This window comes from Paenibacillus sp. 01L418 (assembly GCF_056400045.1).
On record NZ_JBFTSN010000115.1, the window covers coordinates 1 to 16312 of the forward strand.

At 43.6% G+C, this 16312-nt stretch carries 15 protein-coding genes, 1 tRNA gene and 1 rRNA gene; 8 read left to right on the forward strand and 9 right to left on the reverse strand.

The genetic code is table 11. The annotated features are described in order from the left end of the window. A partial coding sequence (locus AC1DSE_RS15815; RefSeq protein ID WP_477527875.1) for an RtcB family protein occupies window positions 1–432 on the reverse strand: 432 nt, incomplete at its 3' end. 202 nt (window positions 433–634) lie between these two features. On the opposite strand from AC1DSE_RS15815, the gene AC1DSE_RS15820 reads away from it, so the two are divergent. The 3 genes from AC1DSE_RS15820 (at window position 635) to katA (ending at window position 4297) form a co-directional block, all read left to right on the forward strand. Further along, entirely contained in the window at window positions 635–1948 is a 1314-nt protein-coding gene (locus tag AC1DSE_RS15820) for a helix-turn-helix transcriptional regulator (RefSeq protein ID WP_477527876.1), read from the forward strand. Beyond that, window positions 1935–2753 (forward strand): WYL domain-containing protein, encoded by an 819-nt coding sequence (locus tag AC1DSE_RS15825; RefSeq protein WP_441886841.1) that lies wholly within the window; start codon window positions 1935–1937, stop codon window positions 2751–2753. The genes AC1DSE_RS15820 and AC1DSE_RS15825 overlap by 14 nt, the downstream gene beginning before the upstream one ends. Before the next feature lie 86 nt (window positions 2754–2839). Next, window positions 2840–4297, forward strand: coding sequence for a catalase KatA (gene katA / locus AC1DSE_RS15830; protein ID WP_076271792.1), 1458 nt, complete (start codon window positions 2840–2842; stop codon window positions 4295–4297). A 234-nt stretch (window positions 4298–4531) separates the two neighbouring features. Here katA and AC1DSE_RS15835 read toward each other — a convergent pair whose 3' ends face one another. From AC1DSE_RS15835 to AC1DSE_RS15845, 3 genes are all read right to left on the reverse strand, one after another. Next, on the reverse strand, window positions 4532–5158 hold the full coding sequence (locus AC1DSE_RS15835) for a WecB/TagA/CpsF family glycosyltransferase (protein WP_477512874.1): 627 nt from the start codon (window positions 5156–5158) through the stop codon (window positions 4532–4534). A gap of 266 nt (window positions 5159–5424) precedes the next feature. After that, on the reverse strand, window positions 5425–6084 hold the full coding sequence (bshB2, locus tag AC1DSE_RS15840) for a bacillithiol biosynthesis deacetylase BshB2 (RefSeq protein WP_477512875.1): 660 nt from the start codon (window positions 6082–6084) through the stop codon (window positions 5425–5427). A gap of 23 nt (window positions 6085–6107) precedes the next feature. After that, window positions 6108–6452 carry a YojF family protein gene (locus tag AC1DSE_RS15845; RefSeq protein ID WP_076271788.1) on the reverse strand — a complete coding sequence of 115 codons (345 nt, stop codon included), beginning with the start codon at window positions 6450–6452 and terminating at the stop codon, window positions 6108–6110. A gap of 369 nt (window positions 6453–6821) precedes the next feature. Between AC1DSE_RS15845 and AC1DSE_RS15850 the strand changes: the two genes are divergently transcribed. From AC1DSE_RS15850 to AC1DSE_RS15870, 5 genes are all read left to right on the forward strand, one after another. After that, the gene (locus tag AC1DSE_RS15850; protein WP_441886857.1) at window positions 6822–8519 is read left to right on the forward strand and encodes a methyl-accepting chemotaxis protein; all 1698 of its coding nucleotides are present in this window, start codon (window positions 6822–6824) and stop codon (window positions 8517–8519) included. A gap of 71 nt (window positions 8520–8590) precedes the next feature. Beyond that, window positions 8591–8815, forward strand: a complete 225-nt coding sequence (locus tag AC1DSE_RS15855) for a hypothetical protein (RefSeq protein ID WP_441886860.1) — start codon at window positions 8591–8593, stop codon at window positions 8813–8815. Window positions 8816–8904: 89 nt separating this feature from the next. Beyond that, the gene (locus AC1DSE_RS15860) at window positions 8905–9765 is read left to right on the forward strand and encodes a DUF4358 domain-containing protein (RefSeq protein ID WP_441886863.1); all 861 of its coding nucleotides are present in this window, start codon (window positions 8905–8907) and stop codon (window positions 9763–9765) included. A 103-nt stretch (window positions 9766–9868) separates the two neighbouring features. Then, window positions 9869–10357 (forward strand): sigma-70 family RNA polymerase sigma factor, encoded by a 489-nt coding sequence (locus tag AC1DSE_RS15865; RefSeq protein WP_477512877.1) that lies wholly within the window; start codon window positions 9869–9871, stop codon window positions 10355–10357. Continuing rightward, window positions 10350–10973 carry a hypothetical protein gene (locus AC1DSE_RS15870; RefSeq protein ID WP_477512878.1) on the forward strand — a complete coding sequence of 208 codons (624 nt, stop codon included), beginning with the start codon at window positions 10350–10352 and terminating at the stop codon, window positions 10971–10973. Before AC1DSE_RS15865 ends, AC1DSE_RS15870 begins: the two co-directional genes overlap by 8 nt. Window positions 10974–10975: 2 nt before the next feature. On the opposite strand, the gene AC1DSE_RS15875 is transcribed toward AC1DSE_RS15870, so the two are convergent. The 5 genes from AC1DSE_RS15875 to AC1DSE_RS15895 form a co-directional block, all read right to left on the reverse strand. Beyond that, window positions 10976–12055 carry a hypothetical protein gene (locus AC1DSE_RS15875; protein WP_477512879.1) on the reverse strand — a complete coding sequence of 360 codons (1080 nt, stop codon included), beginning with the start codon at window positions 12053–12055 and terminating at the stop codon, window positions 10976–10978. Further along, window positions 12048–13811: a class I adenylate-forming enzyme family protein gene (locus tag AC1DSE_RS15880; protein WP_477512880.1), complete on the reverse strand. Its 1764-nt coding sequence runs from the start codon at window positions 13809–13811 to the stop codon at window positions 12048–12050. Before AC1DSE_RS15880 ends, AC1DSE_RS15875 begins: the two co-directional genes overlap by 8 nt. 157 nt (window positions 13812–13968) lie before the next feature. Further along, the gene (locus AC1DSE_RS15885) at window positions 13969–15468 is read right to left on the reverse strand and encodes a DHA2 family efflux MFS transporter permease subunit (protein ID WP_339207089.1); all 1500 of its coding nucleotides are present in this window, start codon (window positions 15466–15468) and stop codon (window positions 13969–13971) included. Window positions 15469–15910: 442 nt separating this feature from the next. Continuing rightward, window positions 15911–15986 (reverse strand) — tRNA-Val (locus AC1DSE_RS15890). 141 nt (window positions 15987–16127) lie between these two features. Further along, window positions 16128–16312 (reverse strand): 23S ribosomal RNA (locus tag AC1DSE_RS15895); the annotation flags it as partial.

Below are 16312 nucleotides of genomic sequence, written 5' to 3' on the forward strand. Positions count from 1 at the left end.
ATGCTGTACCACACTCATAACATCGATATCGTCGTAGTTCGAGTTCTTACGCTCGTTAGTCGGTACATATTTCTCGATTGCGGCGATTAATGCTCTACGAATGTTTTTGTCAGCAAGCTCACGCTTATGAAGCGATGTTGTATGAACGCGCATCCCACAGCCAATATCAGAGCCGACAATAGAGGGAGATACACAGCCATTTTTCATATTCCAGACCGCAGTCGTCCCAATGCAGGTTCCAATGCCAACGTGGGCATCAGGAGTATAGCTCATATATTGATTTCGAGGAATTTGCAAATTGTTGTTTGCCATTTCATATACTTTGTCCCCAAAGGCTTGGAGCACATCTTCATTCGCAAATACGTGGAGTGAGCCATGCTCAAGCTCCATTTCATGATGATTGCCTCCATGTCTCTTATGCTGCATTATCATCGTAATACCTCCCGTGCTTCAAGCTATACGTGTCATAACTCGTTGGCTTGCTCGCTTCTTATGAGCTTTATATTGCCTGATTTTGGAGACCGTGAACATGGTGAAAGTATTACGATGGAGAAAAATTTTCCTTTTTGTTCAAATTTGCGCTCTTCCTGTTAAGATAGAAAAGAAGAGCGCTTATGATCGGAGGAATACATAAATGGCAAAAGAAAGCTTTGATAAAGAGATCCAGTTTTTGCGGATGCTCGTTCTTACGAGCGGTGCATATAATCGCCAGCAGTATGCGGACAGGCTGGGCATCTCCATCCATACCTTCGATAAAACGATCAAACGTCTGAAAGAGGTTGTGAATAGCGTTTACCAACAGCTGCCTGAGGATAAAGGCAAGGAGTTTGCCGAAACCATTCGTTACAGCTATCTTGATTCTTCGGAACCGATGCTTCTGTTTCTATTTCGCGCCAAATCTCTAAAAGAATCAGAGAGTCAGCGCCTCTCCTTATTGCTTGCTGCTATGCGCGAGAAGTCATTCACTGCAATGGAGCTCCTCGATCTATGCTGCAGCAGCAAGCCGGAAGAGCTTTCGCTGCCTGACGAAAAAACGATACGAGGCGATTTGAAATATTTAGAGCAAGTAGGCGTCATCAAAAAAGAGTCTGGAACGCGCCCTTTTCGCTATCGGATATACAATGATTTAGTACAGCAGCTCTCACGCGATGAGCTGCTCGATCTTTATGACTTTGTAGACGTTATGGCAAATACCCAAATCCCCTCCGTACAGGGTTATTTGCTGCGTGATGGTGTCAAGAAATACATGAATCGGAATCAGGTCGATTACGGCTCGGTTGAACCCTTCTTATATAAATACCACTATTACTCTCGTATTTTGGACGAGGCACATCTCTTTACTCTGCTTGCTGCGATACGTCATCGGCGCTCGGTCAGCTTTCTCTATTTTTCGCCGAAAAAAGAAACCAGCTACACATCCAAAAATACGAATCCATTATTTGAGCGCGATACCGAAGGACAGCAGGAAACGCTGCTCCCTCTAAAAGTTGTTTACGATCATCAATATGGCCGCTGGTACCTTCTTGGTCATCACGCCCGCTACGGCATTAAGAAATACCGAATGGAAGGCTTAACCCAAATTTCGGAAGAGGAAGCGTCCCCCGTGGCATTATTCGAGTCCAAAAGAGAGGAGCTGGAGCAGCGGATTAAACATAGCTGGCTAATTGATACGGGCAAGCCTGTTCTAGTGCGGGTTCGCTTCTTTCATCCGGGACCTCATATTCCAAGCTTCGTGATGGAGCGTGTTCTGCTCCAAGGACAATGGGGCACTATTTTGGAAGAAAGTGAAGAATCCTTCATCTATGAAATTGAGGTGAACGGAACGATTGAAATCAAGCCTTGGATTAGGAGCTTTGGCTCAAGCTGCGAGGTGCTTGCTCCCATGAAGCTGAGGCAGGAACTGATTGAGGAATGGAAGGAGATAAAAAGCTACTATGAATCCTTTTGAGAAAATATTCAACTATCAGATTTTATCCAAGCTGGAAGGCTCCGGTACGTTCATCATGACTTCGCATGAGCGAAGCTGGCTGAAGACCATGCTTGAGCATCCCGCTGCTGCGGCTGCTTTGTCTCCAGAAACGCTTATTCAAATGAACACTATATTAGAAGAAGATCAATCCTTGGATACTGGCGGGCTTCTGCATAAGGCAGCTAGTAGAGAGAAGCAAGTCTATCATTCTTACCTTCGTCCGCTTCGCCAAGCTATCACTAACAAAAGCCTACTATATATAAGCTATAAAATTAAAGGAGACCGCACCTGTACGGAGCAAAGGGGTCTTCCCTATAAGCTGGAATATTCGATGGTCAAACGGGAATGGTATCTTCTCTGGTACCATATCAATCATCGAACGCTGATGAGCACGAAGCTTGATAACGTGACGGGCAGCAGCGAGCAGGTTTGTCCAACGGAATATTACGAGCAGCTAATTGGTATCGTTCAAGGCTTAATGAAAAAACGCAGCATGAGTGCGAATATTCTTGTTGTTCCCGAATACAACGGGGAGCTCTCTCGCATTTTGTATGCTTTTTCTTGCTTCGAGAAAGAAGTCAGTTACGCTGCCGACTCCAACGAATATACGATTCAATTACACTTTTCAAGCAAGGACAGCGAATATGTTCTATCCAAAACTCGCTTCCTCGGAAAGCGGGTTCGCATCATCGATGGCGAGCACCTGCGGCGCCGTATGCACGAGTCTGCGACAAAATCCCTAGCACGATATGCACAATTTGACGAAAAATTTTATTTAGAATGATTATAAAATGATATTGATTTCCTCCTATAAAACGGTAACATAAGGTATGAGGCGTAATCATACAAAATCAATGAGGTGAATCTATTATGAGTACTGAGAAGAACAAGCTCACAACTAGCTTTGGCGCTCCCGTTGGAGACAACCAAAACTCGATGACAGCAGGCTCACGTGGTCCCACATTAATTCAGGATGTTCATCTGCTTGAAAAGCTGGCGCATTTCAATAGAGAGCGTGTTCCAGAACGCGTTGTCCATGCCAAAGGCGCAGGCGCACATGGCTACTTTCAAGTTACGCATGATGTCACGTCTTATACGAAAGCCAACTTTTTGTCCGAAGTAGGAAAACGTACTCCAATGTTTATACGTTTTTCAACCGTAGCGGGCGAGCTCGGCTCTGCCGATACGGTGCGCGATCCACGCGGTTTCGCCGTTAAATTTTATACAGATGAAGGAAACTATGATCTAGTCGGCAATAATACACCTGTATTCTTTATTCGTGATGCGATCAAATTTCCAGACTTCATTCATACTCAAAAGCGTCATCCTCAAACCCATTTAAAAAACCCGAATGCGGTATGGGATTTCTGGTCCTTATCGCCTGAGTCTCTGCATCAGGTTACGATTCTTATGTCTGACCGCGGGATTCCTGCTACGTTTAGACATATGCATGGTTTTGGAAGCCACACTTTCAAATGGGTGAATGACCAAGGCCAAGCGGTATGGGTGAAATACCATTTCAAAACAGAGCAAGGTGTTCAAAACATTTCTAATGAGGTAGCTGCCAAAATTGCTGGGGAAAATCCTGATTATCATACCGAAGATTTATTTAATGCAATAGCAAGTGGAGATTTTCCAGCGTGGAAGCTTTATGTGCAGATCATGCCTGAAGAGGATGCGAATACATATCGCTTCGATCCGTTTGACGTAACGAAAGTCTGGTCTCAAAAGGATTATCCATTAATTGAAGTCGGTCGCATGGTGCTTGATCGCAACCCGGAAAATTATTTTGCAGAGGTGGAGCAAGCAACGTTCTCACCTGGTTCATTTGTTCCAGGTATTGAAGCTTCACCGGACAAGATGCTGCAAGGACGTCTCTTTGCTTACTCCGACGCTCATCGTTACCGTGTTGGTGCCAATCATAATCAATTGCCGATTAATCGCCCTGTCGCTCCGGTGAACAATCACCAGCGCGATGGCCAGATGCGTGCGGACGGCAACGGAGGAGCATCGATTTATTACGAGCCTAACAGCTATGGAGGACCAACGGAGTCGCCGGAAAACAAGCCAACTCCGTTCGAAGTGTCAGGAAATGCAGACAGCGCTCCTTTTGACCATCATGACCACTACACACAAGCTGGCGACCTTTATCGCCTTATCAGCGAAGAGGAACGCGCCCGCCTTATTGATACGATCGTCGGCGCTATGAAGCCCGTTGAGAAAGATGAGATCAAGCTTCGTCAGATCGGCCATTTCTTCAAAGCAGACCCCGATTTTGGTCAACGGATTGCCGAAGGACTTGGCTTGTCCATCTCACAGCAATCATAATTTCTTATATATCGCATCATCCAGCCTTGCAGCTTTCGAATCCATTTCGAGAGCCGCAAGGCTTTTTTGTTTGAAGTTATGGTGGCTCGGGACGGAATCGAACCTTACATGTTCATTTATGTTCTTTTGATCCTTCTCTTCCATGCGTAATTAAACAAACTGTAAATATTTTATGCGGAATGATGTGATCCAATTAATCTTCCTCCGTAGGTGTAGATTAAGCCATGATTATAATCAGTTTCTATCTTTGAATAACAATGCTTTCATTGCAAAACGAGGTAAAATTAATTGTCTTTTCCATCTAGAAGGCTGCTTTATTAATCGGTAAAGCCATTCCAAATTTATCTTTTGCCATATTACCGGCGCTCTCTTCACTGTTCCAGCGATCGTATCAAGGCTCCCGCCAACGCCAATAGCAACTCTAGCATTTAGTGTGTTTTTAAACTTATGAATCCAAAACTCAGCTTTAGGGGCGCCTAGAGCAACAACTAAAACATCCGGTCTCAAGTTCGTTATTTCATCAACAATTCGCGCCTCTTCCCTATGATCAAAAAAGCCATGATATCTTCCGAGTATAGATACGTTTGGGTATTTCATATTTATTACTTCTGAAGCCTTTTTACTCGTCAACTCACTTGCGCCCAAAAGATAGAACGACCAGCATTTTTTGTTTCCCATCTCCAAAAGGTTAATAAGAAGATCGCATCCCGTAACACGTTCTGGCAGCGGATTCCCCTTTAACCGAGAGACCATGACGATGCCTGCACCATCAGCAGTAAGGTGTGCCGCGTCGTTAATAATGGAACGAAGCTCTAAATTTTGCTGACAAGACATACTGATTTCTGGATTCAACGTCACCACGTGGAAAAGCTCTTTTTTTTCTCTTTAATAACTTCGTCAATCAAATCGACAGTTTCACCCATCGTTATTTTAGGGATGGGAATGCCCATAATTAGCGAATGATTTTCCATTAGATCCACCTTGGTTTTTTATCCACATTCTAGCTAGATGAGTAACTCAAACTATCTAGCTCTTTCATGCTCTGATGAAATCGCTGCCGATCCAACAGAAAAAAAAAGCTCTAAGGACAATTCCTTAGAGCTGCTTATCTTATTTATGAATATTTATTAGGCGAATGGGTAGATCCAGAAACGCTCCGTTCCAAAGCGCTCTTGTATTTCCGCATCCTGAAGGGTTTTATTGCCCATTAACTCGGCCGCTTGAAACTGGGAACGATGTGCTTGTATCGAAGCCATTTTTTGATGCAAAAAAGGTTTAATATCATTCACGATTTGAGGTTTGCCAATCGCTTGTTGATGGTTTTTGGAAAAAGCTACGCAATATACAATTGGCCTCTCCGCTTGCGGCAGCCTGCCGACTGTCCTAATGACGGACGCCCCACATGCATCGTGGTCGGGATGAACGCTGTAGCCTGGATAAAAAGTGTACACAATTGATGGATTCAGCTCCTGAATAAGAGCTTTTATCTGCCCATCCAACTGCTCATGATCTTCAAATTCGAGCATTTTATCATGAAAACCAAGCATTCTCAAATCTTGTATGCCGATGGCTTGGCATGATTCCTCCAGTTCAAGCTTGCGTATAGCGGGTAAAGTGACCCGATTGGCGAACGGGGGTATTCCCATATTTCGGCCCATTTCCCCAAGTGTCAAGCAAGCATAGGTCACATGAGCTCCATCTTGGATAAGCTTAGCCAGTGTCCCCGAAACGGAGAAAGCCTCATCATCCGGATGTGGCAGTATAACTAAAATATTATTTTGTCCCACAGAATTTCTAATCTCCTCTCTCATCAGAAGGGTTCCTTGCTTAATTGCAGTGATACGACAAGTTTTCCTTGCCCATCATGGCCTGCCAGAATCAGCCGCTCCGGTTCGTTTTCATCCCAGTGGGTAAGCCCCTCCGAGTATACCCAGCCTTGCGACATTTTCAAGCCAACCCGATAAGGCCCGCTCCCTGCAATCGAACCGTGAGAATAACGAATCACCACATTCGTAAGGAAATTGGCTGCTGGATGCTTTGAGCTGTCGAGATGAGCAGCGTAAGCACCTGTAGTCATTTCAAGATGAATAAAAAGTTCCTGATTTTTAAAGCTATCTATCCTCTGCTGCACCTTTTCTTGATTAATCAGCTGCAACTTTATCCCTCCCCATATTTCAGAAAAACCATATCAATAAATCGGATACTGAAACAATTTTATCATATTTGCACGAAAAGAAATAACGAGTGCTGAATGCTTGCAACTTTAAACAAGAGACTAGTTGATTTCTCAACTTGAACAAGTCATATACTTACCCTTGGTGAATATATATACCTATTATTCGCGTGGTTCTACCGAACTAGATTGTCGAAAGTATATATGATATACTAACTTACAATTTTATAGAACATACACACTGGATTTTACCATTCATATTCTTTCGGAGGCGATCATTACAACAGTAATCCTGCACATCTTGCCAATACCCCATCGCATCTTTTATAAGAATTTTACTGGAGGTTACCTATGAGAAACCTAACGATTAGCAAAAAACTGCTCGGAGGATTTATTGCTATCCTTATATTATTAACTATGATTTTGAGCATTAATTTAACTCAGCTCACATCGCTTAATCGTACATATACAGAATTAATTGAAGATCGAACACAAAAAATGCTGCATATTAAGAACATGGTCATAGCTGTAAAATCAGAGCAGGTTGCCATACGAGTTTACGCCATGCTTGGTGATCAAACGTCGCTAAACGGAATAACTGCTGCTCATGAAAATTATATGAACATCAGCAAGCAGCTGGCATCTACATTCTATACTCCTACAATGATTGACTCACTCAAGCAAGCCGATCTCATCGAAAATGAGTATTTTCAGCTTCTTGAAAAGGTTATCAGTCTCAAAAAGGAGAATCAAGAGAAGGAGTATACCACTCTTCTTGCGAACCAGGGACGCACCATAACAACAAAGATTGAGAAAATTCTTACGGACATGGAAACCTATCAACAAGAGCAGCTGAACATAAGCTCAGCGAAAGCATCCAAACAAGTGGACGAAGTCATCAGATTCATCATTACACTCGGGATCATCGCTCTTGTGCTTGGCATATCCATCGCTTTGTTAATAGGCCGACTCATCACCAGACCCATTATTCAAGTCGTAAAAGCTGCGGAGAAGATTGCTTCTGGGGATCTTACAGGCAAAGCCATTATTATAAAAAATAAAGATGAAACGGGTATGCTTGCGAGTTCGTTTAACACGATGTCCGATAATCTTAGAGCTTTGATTAAACAAGTTGATTCCAATGCGGAGCAAGTAGCCGCATCCTCAGAAGAACTAAGCGCAAGCGCCGAACAAACATCGCTTGCAACAGAGCAAATCGCGGTTACTGTACAGGATGTTGCCTCTGGCGTTGAACAGCAAGTGAAGCTTGTGAATGAAAGCTATCAGACGATTAATGATATGTCGATTGGATTTCAGCAAATTGCTGAGAATACACATACTGTCTCTTCCAAAGCTTCCGAAGCGTCAGATAAGGCAGCTCTTGGGAACGAATCGATTAAAACAGCCGTTGCGCAAATGGGATCAATTAATGATACGGTCAATGGGCTTGCTTCGGTTATTGCGGAGCTTAATGGACAATCAAATGAAATCAACCAAATTGTTGGAGTCATATCGGATCTCTCCACACAAACCAATCTGCTCTCACTGAACGCCGCTATCGAGGCAGCAAGAGCTGGCGAGCATGGGCGCGGCTTTGAGGTCGTCGCAACGGAGGTGCGAAAGCTATCCGTACAATCGACACAATCAGCTAAGCAAATCGAGTCGCTCATCTCTACGATACAGATTGAAATGCATAATGCTGTTCAGTCTATGGATGCTGTAACCAAGGAAGTGTTGTCAGGTATTTCCCTTGTTACCACAGCAGGAGAATCATTTGAATATATACAAAATGCCGTTAATGATGTCGCTTATGAATCCGTGAAGGTTTCCTCGGCTGTGCAGCAGCTAACCGCTGGAGTTGACGAAATTACCGGTTCAATGAAAATGATTTCTGAGGTGACCCAAAGCTCCGCCGCAGGCACTGAGCAAGTTATCGCCTCAACGCAGGAGCAGCTATCCTCTATTGAGGAAATATCCTCTTCTTCTAACGCGCTTGCAAAAATGGCGGAGGATTTGCAGCATAACGTGAATCGCTTCAAAACGAGTTAGAAGAACGAATGTTTTACCTCCGGCTTTTTATGGTATACTGCTACAATATTAATATGCTGGAGGTTTGCCTTATGAAAATTTATGTTATTCAATCATTCAATGAGGATGGTTTGGAAAATGTGTATGTAGGCTCAGATGAGGAAAAGGCATTATCGCTGAAAGCAGCTGACTTTGACAACTGCGATGCCCTCTTTGTTGAAATCTGGGAGGATGGCGGCAAAACAGATGATTTCCGCCTTGTAGAATCACCCGAAGAAGATGATGCAGACGATACAAATAGTGAAGAGATTCAGTAGTTCCGATCACCAATAACAAGTAAATGTGCAACCTTTTGTCGAACACTGTCGTCTAGTGTTCGACTTTTATTTTTTAAGGAGAGACATACATGCTACATATGAAGAAATCGTTATCCAAAATGGCTGTACTCGCACTCACAGTATCGATGCTCGCTGCAGGCTGCAGCGATGCCGGGAAAGAATCGGCAAAAAATGCATCAGGAAATGAGACAACGGTTACAGAACAGCCCACCGTACCTCCTGCAACAGAAGCTCCAACGGAAACCGAAGCTCCACCTGCTACGGAAGAACCTGCTGGTGATCAGGCAACAACTGAACCTGCAGCAACTGAAAAACCAACTGCAACTGACACAAGCAAGGAAAATGAAGCTGGCGTAAAACCTTCAGCTACTGCAAAACCGACCGAAAAACCATCAGGTGCAAAACCTGAACAGAAACCGGCTGCAACAGCGAAGCCTACACAAAAACCGACGCAAAAACCAACAGTCAAACCAACACAAAAACCGAGTGCTACACAAAAACCTAGTGCAACGACTAAACCTCCTGTAAAGCCTTCTACGGACATTAAGGTTTCGGATATCACGACTAAAATTACGACCGATCTTGAATTTCCGATGCTTGGTAATGTAGAAGCTGAGCGTTTGAAGGATGTTTTCGGAACGGATTTTGATGGTCTCGTGACTGAAGGTGTCTACTTGCAAGCGATGATGAACGTTAAAGCTACCGAGCTCGCTATCGTCAAGTTGAAATCCGATAAAAGCTACGATGCTGTAGCTAAAGCATTTGAAGCACGCGCAGCAGACATTCAAAAAACGTTTGAAACCTATTTGCAGGATCAATATGAGGATGCTAAAAACTACAAAATTGTTAGAAACGGAAACTACGTAATGCTGTCCATCTCGCATGATCAGGATGCAGTAGTGAAGATTTTCAACAGTTTCTTCAAATAATACTTTATTCACAAAAACCTGACCGACAGCGGTCAGGTTTTTTTTATGGTTTTGAAACATTTTGCCTTGGTTGATCGTGTTAGGTGTGAAGGAGTCGACGATCATGCCAAATGAGTATTCAGATGAATATTTAACCCAGCTTGTTCAACGTTACGCGGATATGATAATGCGTATTGCTTTCACCTATCTTAAAAACAACGCAGACGCTCAGGATGTATGCCAAGAGGTATTTATAAAAGTTGTTAAGCTGCAAAAGACGTTCGAGCTGGCCGAGCATGAGAAGGCGTGGATTATTCGAGTTACGATTAACGCTTGCAAGGATATGCTGCGCAGTCCATGGAAAAGATTCTTTTCTCCCATTCGTGATGCATCTATTCCGATCCAACATTCAGACAACAGAGAAGTTGTTGCCCGCGTCTTAGAGCTGGATCAAAAATACCGGATCGTCATTTACCTCTATTATTTTGAAAATTACAGCACCGCAGAAATAGCCCAGTTATTGAACAGAAACGAGAGCACAGTAAGAACACAGCTTAAGCGCGCTCGTGAAATGTTAAAAGGGAGCATGATTGGAGGATTCGCTAATGAATAGATACATAAGCGGAATGAAGGAAATTCAGGCTGGCGATGAGCTGAAGAAGCAGATGATTCACTCCGTACAACAGCAGTCAGCGAGAAAACGCAAAACGTTATCCATAAAAAAAACAGCAGCCCTATCGGCCGCTGCTTGTATAATTGTTTTTTTGGTTGTGCTTGGAGCATCCTTATTGCAGCATGAGAACAACAAAACAGCATTTGGCGGTTTCGTTATTACGGCCTATGCCGCAGATGGCACATCGATTGAGATGAAACCTGAAACTCAACTTCCGCTAGGAAAATATAGTCCGCTAATGAGCAGTGTACCCGGTTTTCCAATTCGCATCGTTGCAGATGAAGCAGACATCATTGCAATTACCGTTACAGAAGGAAATCTTCTTCTTTGGTCCCCTTCAGACTCCAAGGTCATTCAAAAAGGAAGAAGCATGAAAACTACATCCGGTACTATTGTATACTGGACTCCTCTTGAAGAGGGCGAAGAACATTCTCTTAGTCAATCAGCTACGGTTTCAGTAACAGCCCTCGCGGGCAAAAAAGAGCTGGGTCGCCATGACATTGAAATAAACACGGATGATGGGCTAAATTATAGCGGAGTGGTCAAAACGCCCTAATCTTAGGATGCCATATTTCTTGTCTGCCGAGCAGAGAACGTTCTTGAGCTTGCACGCAGCAGCATTGTAACAGCTATGCATTCCAATAAGGTCATGAGCATCAGTGTGAAATCCTGCAAAACACTCATACTGTCAACACTCCAGCCAAGCAGAGAAAGATTGGTCTGCATGAATAAAATATGACCAAAAAACGTTACGATGCTGAACAAACTGATTATTTTATGATAAGTCTGAACGGCTGGAAGCTCTATTTTAATCATTCCATAAAAAAGAAGCAGTGTATTCGGCAACATACTGAATGCAAGCTTATAATCTGTTGTCCATTCACTAAATCGAAGCAGCAGCAGCGTCTCCACTACCGTTAAGCCCAATGCAAAAATCAGAATAGGTTTTACTTTTATTTGCATAAGCGATGCCTCATACTTTGCCAGTAATACACCCAAAGCCACGAACGTGAAGCCAAAGCCGATATATCTCGTCGCAAACAAATACAAATAATCGATGTAGGCAGGGTCGATCGCGGGAAAGCTCTCAGCTGTTATACCAAATAACGTTTTTAAGCTTCCTGAAACAAACTGCATGCCAACAAATCCAGTCAGCGTCAATATAAGAGCAAGGCGACTGTATTGCTTTTGGATAAGCCAATAAGCCGTTAATATACCAAACACAAGCGGCGGGATAAACCAAAATTGAACGAATGGTCCGTTTAGGAAAAATGCGATAAACAGTACCTTCGCTTGGATAAAGAGATTTCCTGCCGACCAGCCGTCGTTAATCAGCTTAGGAACGATGCTTTCTGCAACAAACAGACAACAAAATAAGCAATAAACGATTCCGATACGCAGCAAATATTTTTGAATATAAAGCCTCGGATTTGCTGCATGGCTCCAGCCTTTATAGGCAAGAAAACCTGCTACAACATAGAAGCAAGGCACAACTATTCTTGTAGCAAGACCAGAAAACTGGACAATCGCTTGCCCCGGCATTAAAGCCATATAGCGTAAAAGCATAAGATGCGCTACAAGCACAAGCAAGGAACCCGCCAGCTTGAATAACGTTATCCCTGGATAGTATTTACGCATTTCTTCTCAGCTCCCCTGTCCCATTCAGAACCAACGATTTAATTTCAGCCACTGAAATTTTACCCGTCGGTGAGAGAGGGAATACAGGCAAAAATACATAATAACGCGGCAGCTTAAACGTCGATAAATATGGAGCCAAATCATTTTTCAGCACACTATCGCTGAGAGTCGCTCCCTGCTTCGCTACAATACAAGCGCAAACTTGCTCACCATAAAGCTCATCCGGGACACCTATGACGAATGCATCCTCCACATCTTTATGTCGCAGCAGCACATTCTCAATTTCTACCGGAGAAATTTTTTCTCCGCCTCTAATAATCGTTCTGTGAAGCCTGCCTGTAATCGTTAAATGTTTCCGCTCATCCAGAAACCCTAAATCTCCGGATCGATACCACCCATCTGCCGTCATACTAGCCCTATCGTTAGTCTCGCTGGTGTAACGCATGACCCGATGACTTCGAATGGCAATCTCGCCATGCTCATGCGGCGGCAGCGCCTCTCCCGTCTCCGGATTTAATATTTTCACCTCTACAACCTTATCCACTCTTCCCCCAATGCTGTAGGACCCCTTTTCGAATTCCTTATATTGAATGAGTCCGTTTAAAAGATTTAAGTGTCTCAGCAGCTTATAAAGCAAATATAAAATAATATTTCGCCTCCGATTCACGAAACAAGTCCCATTAGCGACTGCACCAGCTTCAGAAGAGCCATAGCTTACCATAAAAAAGTAGAGGTTCAAGCCTTTCATTATTTTTTGTAATATCGTATTGTTAACTGCTGCTGAAGTAAATGCTACCCCTAGCAGTGATTTCAAATTGTACTCCTCTCTTTTTGGAGAAAGTACCATTTGCTGAATCATATATGGCGTACCTATAAGAACTTTACACTTTTCCTTCTCCACCGCTGACAGAGCATTTATGGGATTAAAGTGGCTGAGCATGACCATTCGAATATTGTATGTTTTTAAACTTGCAAATAATGTACCAAATCCTCCTAGATGATAAAGCGGCAATAAATTCAAAACTGAGAAATGACGAGTAAAGCGATCACTGATCTTCATAAGCATGGCAATGCTCTTCTTAGGTTTACCCGCATTTTCAACTGCCAATAAGAAGGAAGCCGTGGAACGCAAAACCCCTTTGGGTAGGCCCAGCGTACCCGATGTATAAAGCAGAATAAGCGGATCACTTGAGACATTCAAATCACAGGCGGTTAAAAACGACTGTTCATCTACAGCTGCACCAAGCAGTCGTAGATCTGAATAGGGCTGAAATAGCTCGTTTGCTTTCCCCTCTTCCTCCAGTACAAAAATATGCTTCGGGAACCAATGTTGATCTACTCCATCTTTATGTAAATCCACTATTATTTCCTGCATGATCGTTGGATAATGGACATGCTGTCCTTGAGCTCCCATAATGATGGCTGCAGGGCGAGAATCTTTCAAATAATGCTCAAGCTCTTGTTTCTTTGAGTATGTATTAAGCGGAACAATGATAGCGCCAACGCAGGCCGCTGCAAACATCGAAATAATCATTTCCGCCCTGCCAGGCATAATGATTACGATGGAGTCGCCTTTTTTGACCCCTAGTTGAATAAAGCTTTTCGCCAGCAAGCGCACCTCTTCCCAAATCATTAGCCATGTATAATGCTGATCAGCAGCTGGGTAACTGTATGCCACATCATGAGGATAATCTGCTGCTCTTTTTTGCAACATATACGGAATGGTGTCCCCGCTCAAGCTACTTTTGTTTATCATTGCCTTTACCCCCGTGTCTATAAAATAAACCTATTATTGTGCCGTGTCATACTGTGAACATTTATAATATAACACCGAGTAGGTTCTTAATAAAGAACAATTTTATAAAAAAAGCGTCGAAAGGGCTTTTATAACAGCTCTTTCGACGCACTATTTGTTATTTGGCAGAAACTGGGGATGGTACTGGCTTTGTTATTGTTTTCTCTTTTACCACGTTGCCCTTGATGTCATCCTTACGCTTCGCCTTGCCCACGAATAAGCTAAGCGGCAATGCGACGACTGCTACCAACGTAGCAACAACATATACATCGTTAATGCTCATCGTGAAGGACATCATCTCAATGTGCAGCTTATCAACATCGCCAGCCTTCATGAAGTCGGTAGCATGTGTAATTGATCTTGATGCAAGCATTGTTGTAAAGATAGCAATCGCGAACGAGCCAAACACGTTACGCGTCCAGTTCGTTATCGCAGAAGCATGCCCCGACAGCTCCGCTGGAATTTGCTCCATTGCGGCGTTGCTTGATGGCATTACGACAAGTGCGATCCCAATGTTACGAACAATCATCCACCAGATGATGTAGGCATGCGAGACATCTAGGCTTAGCCAGCTTAACGCCAGCGTACCGATCGTCAGCAGCACAATGCCGCTAGACATCAGCCAGCGCGGACCAATGATGCCGTACAGCTTGCCGACAACGGGCATAAGCAGAGCCATTGCCAGTGAAGCCGGCAATAAAATCATGCCCGTATCCATCGCGGACACATGCTGTATTCTTTGAAGAAATACGGGTGTGAGCAATGTTCCGGAATACAAGCTGATTGTTATAATATTAGCGATAATGGCATTAAGCGTAAAACGACCATTTTTGAATACGCGTAGATTAAGCAGCGGCGTTTCAGCCCGCAGCTCTCGCCATATAAATAGTATCAGTGAAATGCCGCCGATTACGAACAATGAAACAATTTTCCATGAGCTCCAGCCCCAGTTATGGCCTTGCCCCAGTGCAAGCAGCAAGGATGAGCTGCTCATGATAACCGTTAGGAAACCTAGCAAGTCGAAGCTCTTCGGAACGTTCATCCGATAATAAGGAATGTATGCATATACGCAGCCGATTGCGATCAGACCTATTGGCACGTTCATGAGAAACAGCCAGTGCCAATTCATGTTTTCCAATATCCAGCCGCTGATTGTAGGTCCAAATGCAGGAGCCAGCATTGCAGATAGTCCCCAAAATGCGATTGCCATCGCCTGTCTATCTTTTGGAATGATTTGATAAATGATCGACATTGTTGCCGGTATAATTAAACCACTGAATGCCCCTTGTAGTACACGGAACAAAATGAGTGAGCCTTCGCTCCAAGCCGATGCACACAATATTGACGTTAAGGTAAACCCAATTAACGAGAATAAGTATAGTCTTCTATAGCTGAATCTCTCCCCTAAATAACCGGCAATTGGAGCTGTAGTTCCCATTGCGAGCATAAAGCCAGTTAACGTCCACTGAACGGAGCCCAGAGTCGTATCAAAATGGTCCTTCAAAATTTCGAGCGCCAAATTTATCGTAGCCGAAGCCAATACGCATAAAAAGGACCCGATAAAAATAGCAGTCATTACTGGCCAAAAACGTACCTTCATGCCTTCTGCTTGGTTCATCTGTTTGTTCCACTCCTTATATATTTACTTTAGAACTTAACTATTATAGTTTAGCGCTAAAGTAATTTCAATGAAAATTATTATATTGTAAAATTTTTCTTTTAACCCCTGTTGTAGGACTCGTTTCATGCCGTCTCCATTCGGCTGTGGGAGCAACCGTAGCGCTTTTGAACAACAGTCCAGCTTCCTTGTTTCTAGGCGTCCATACCCGCCTGTGGACGTTGTAATACAGCACTAGGCATCTGTGAATCTTCAATCCTGTAACTAATCAGCTGAGGTACGCCCCTTGTACGTAAAATAGGGCTGCCTACTATCCGTTTCTCAGGATAGAGGGCAGCCATTTTGTTATCTTTATTATCACATCATCGTATATTAAGTGAACAATGGTCCTGAAAATAAAAAAACATTGTTCACAAGGAACAATGGCATGTTAAAAAAGTAATGGTGGAGGATGACGGGATCGAACCGCCGACCCTCTGCTTGTAAGGCAGATGCTCTCCCAGCTGAGCTAATCCTCCATGGAAACACTAAAACCCACTGCGAGTGGGAGTCTTGCTTCATTGTGCGTTTTGCACATTGAAAACTGGATACGAAAGATTAGGCTTGCTGAAGCCTTTATGCTGCTGTCTACCGGATGTATGGGTCACAGTAAACGTGTTTAGGATAAGCCCTCGACCGATTAGTATTCGTCAGCTACACACATTGCTGTGCTTCCACCCCGAACCTATCAACCTCGTCGTCTTCAAGGGGTCTTACATACTGGGAAATCTCATCTTGAGGGGGGCTTCACGCTTAGATGCTTTCAGCGCTTATCCCGTCCGTACTTGGCTACCCAGCGGTGCTC

Bases quoted from the DNA above. Each gene is read 5' to 3' on its own strand.
- AC1DSE_RS15820 (WP_477527876.1), top strand. From the start codon at position 635: ATGGCAAAAGAAAGCTTTGATAAAGAGATCCAGTTTTTGCGGATGCTC.
- AC1DSE_RS15825 (WP_441886841.1), top strand. From the start codon at position 1,935: ATGAATCCTTTTGAGAAAATATTCAACTATCAGATTTTATCCAAGCTG.
- katA (WP_076271792.1), top strand. From the start codon at position 2,840: ATGAGTACTGAGAAGAACAAGCTCACAACTAGCTTTGGCGCTCCCGTT.
- AC1DSE_RS15850 (WP_441886857.1), top strand. From the start codon at position 6,822: ATGAGAAACCTAACGATTAGCAAAAAACTGCTCGGAGGATTTATTGCT.
- AC1DSE_RS15855 (WP_441886860.1), top strand. From the start codon at position 8,591: ATGAAAATTTATGTTATTCAATCATTCAATGAGGATGGTTTGGAAAAT.
- AC1DSE_RS15860 (WP_441886863.1), top strand. From the start codon at position 8,905: ATGCTACATATGAAGAAATCGTTATCCAAAATGGCTGTACTCGCACTC.
- AC1DSE_RS15865 (WP_477512877.1), top strand. From the start codon at position 9,869: ATGCCAAATGAGTATTCAGATGAATATTTAACCCAGCTTGTTCAACGT.
- AC1DSE_RS15870 (WP_477512878.1), top strand. From the start codon at position 10,350: ATGAATAGATACATAAGCGGAATGAAGGAAATTCAGGCTGGCGATGAG.
- AC1DSE_RS15875 (WP_477512879.1), bottom strand. From the start codon at position 12,055: ATGCGTAAATACTATCCAGGGATAACGTTATTCAAGCTGGCGGGTTCC.
- AC1DSE_RS15880 (WP_477512880.1), bottom strand. From the start codon at position 13,811: ATGATAAACAAAAGTAGCTTGAGCGGGGACACCATTCCGTATATGTTG.
- AC1DSE_RS15885 (WP_339207089.1), bottom strand. From the start codon at position 15,468: ATGAACCAAGCAGAAGGCATGAAGGTACGTTTTTGGCCAGTAATGACT.